2 protein-coding genes are annotated in these 1565 nt (G+C 64.6%); both read left to right on the top strand.

Features of this window, described 5'->3' with window-relative positions; genetic code table 11:
* On the top strand, positions 1–397 hold a 397-nt coding region (locus tag EOA78_RS35435), incomplete at its 5' end, for an AEC family transporter (protein WP_206533567.1).
* A gap of 203 nt (positions 398–600) precedes the next feature.
* On the top strand, positions 601–1565 hold a 965-nt coding region (locus EOA78_RS35430), incomplete at its 3' end, for an aldehyde dehydrogenase family protein (protein WP_127320346.1).

Raw genomic sequence — 1565 nt, 5'->3', positions numbered from 1 at the left:
GCGTATCACCGGCCTGCCACTGCCGGGGCTGGCCGTCCGGCTGGTCGACGCATTGGCCAACATCGCCGGACCGGTCGCGCTGTTTGCCATGGGGCTTGGCCTGTGCCGTTTCGGCATCTCCGGCAACGTGCGGCCGGCGCTGGCGCTGTCGGCGCTGAAGCTGTTGCTGATGCCGGCCGTTGCACTCGGCCTGGTCTGGCTGTTCGGGCTGCCGCCCCTGTCAGCGAAGGTCGCGGTCGTGGCCGCCGCGCTGCCATCCGGGGTCAATTCCTACCTGATTGCGACGCAGTTCAACACCGGCCAGGCATTGGCATCGAACCAGATGACCATCGCCACCGCCTGCGCAGTCGTCACCACGGCGTTCTGGCTGACGGTCGTCGTCCACGTGTTTGGATAGCAACGTGTTTGGATAGCAATTTGGGCGCAAGTTGGCCTCGCCTTGCGTTGGCCCAAACCCTATATGCCATCTTGCGATTGATTGCGGGGCTTGCCCTAGGTAAAGAGCAGTGGCTCCAGGCGTGTCGGCATCGATGCCTTTGCGCACGCCCACCGAAGAAATCCAGATAGCGGCCCGTCAGCGCGCCGAACGGAGGCTAGACCATGCTTCAGAAAACCAGCCATTTCATGCGCCAGGCCAATCTCATCAATGGCGAGTGGGTGCAGGCCGACAGCGGCCAGACGGTCGACGTCAACAATCCGGCCACCGGCCTCAAGATCGGCACTGTGCCGAAGTCGGGCAGGGTCGAGACGCGCCGCGCCATCGAAGCCGCCGACGCCGCTTTCAAGACATGGCGCAAGACCACTGCGCTCGAGCGTTCGAAGCTGTTGCGCAAGCTGCATGACGCGATGATGGACAATCAGGATGTGCTGGCCGAGCTGCTGACCATCGAGCAGGGCAAGTCGCTGTTCGAATCGAAGGGCGAGATCGGTTCGGCCGCCTCCTACATCCTTTGGTTCGCCGAAGAAGGCCGCCGCACCTATGGCGATGTCGTGCCGTCGCCCTGGGCGGACCGCCGCATCCTGGTGACCAAGGAACCGGTCGGCGTCATCGCCGCCATCACGCCGTGGAATTTCCCGTCCTCGATGCTGGCCCGCAAGCTTGGCCCGGCGCTTGCCGCCGGCTGCACCGCGGTGGTCAAACCGGCCTCGCAGACGCCGTATTCCGGCCTCGCCTGGGGCGCGCTCGCCGAGGAAGTCGGCTTTCCCAAAGGCGTTATCAACATCCTGACCGGCGCCGCCGGCGAGATCGGCGACGAGATCTGCGCCAACCCGCTGGTCAAGAAGATCACCTTCACCGGCTCGACCGAGGTCGGCAAGATCCTGATCCAGAAGTCGTCCGTCACCGTCAAGAAGGTCTCGATGGAGCTCGGCGGCAACGCGCCGTTCCTCGTTTTCGACGACGCCGACATCGAACGCGCCGTCGCCGGCGCGATCACCGCCAAGTACCGCAATTCCGGCCAGACCTGCGTCTGCACCAACCGCTTCCTGGTTCAGGCCGGCGTCTATGACAAGTTCGTCGAACAGCTCGCCGCTGCCAGCAACGAGCTGAAGGTCGGTTCCGGCCT

The sequence above is a fragment of the Mesorhizobium sp. M5C.F.Cr.IN.023.01.1.1 genome (assembly GCF_003997585.1).
In the GTDB taxonomy this organism is placed as follows: domain Bacteria; phylum Pseudomonadota; class Alphaproteobacteria; order Rhizobiales; family Rhizobiaceae; genus Mesorhizobium; species Mesorhizobium wenxiniae.
Note: the sequence above shows the minus strand (reverse complement) of the source record. Positions and strands in the feature narration are given on the sequence as shown.